Annotated in this window: 1 protein-coding gene; it reads left to right on the top strand. The window is 50.4% G+C overall.

All coding sequences use genetic code 11. The features are described from left to right. Positions 1–45: 45 nt before the first annotated feature. Positions 46–684 (top strand): IS6 family transposase, encoded by a 639-nt coding sequence (locus tag EXE51_RS17395; RefSeq protein WP_137693184.1) that lies wholly within the window; start codon positions 46–48, stop codon positions 682–684. The last annotated feature ends 7 nt before the right edge of the window (positions 685–691 follow it).

Genomic DNA, 691 nt, shown 5'->3' with positions numbered 1-691 from the left:
GGTCGCGTTAAGTTAGAGGATGAGGCGGACGAGTTCTGAGTGTCTATGACAGATTTCGACCGCCTCAGCGAACGTACCGCGTGGATCGACTTGTCGTTTGTGGAGCGAGATCGAACTCCGCGCTGGGCGATTGAAATAGGGATCCGCTGTCACTTGGCCGGTATGTCACTGCGTGAGGTAAGTAAACATCTTGAACTATTTGGGATCAAGCGGAGTCACGTCGCGATCCATAATTGGGTTCATAAGGCCGATCTACAGCCAATCTCGACCGTCTCAGAGGATCAACTCGCGGTTGACGAAAAGATGATCCGCCTCCACGGACAGAAATTCTGGCTGTACGGTGCCGTTGATCCACAGACGAACGAAATTCTTCACGTGAGCCTCTATCCAACCACAAATAAGCAGACAACGCGATGGTTTCTCACCGAGCTACACCGGCGCTATCAGCTGAACAACGTCGAATTTCTCGTCGATGACGCAGACTATCTTGGCTCAGTCCTTGCTGAAGACGGCTATCGATTTCAAGTCATTCGACATGGAAATCGGAATGCCATCGAACGTGTTTTTTGGGAAATAGAACGACGAACATCCTCGTTTGCGAATAGTTTTAGCAATGTCGCACTCGAGACAGCTCAAAATTGGCTCGAAGCCGTTGCTGTCTACCACAATTCACGCCAAACTTAACGCGACC

Origin of the sequence: Halorubrum sp. CGM5_25_10-8B, assembly GCF_005435095.1 — an archaeon.
GTDB lineage: Archaea > Halobacteriota > Halobacteria > Halobacteriales > Haloferacaceae > Halorubrum > Halorubrum ezzemoulense.
Note: the sequence above shows the minus strand (reverse complement) of the source record. Positions and strands in the feature narration are given on the sequence as shown.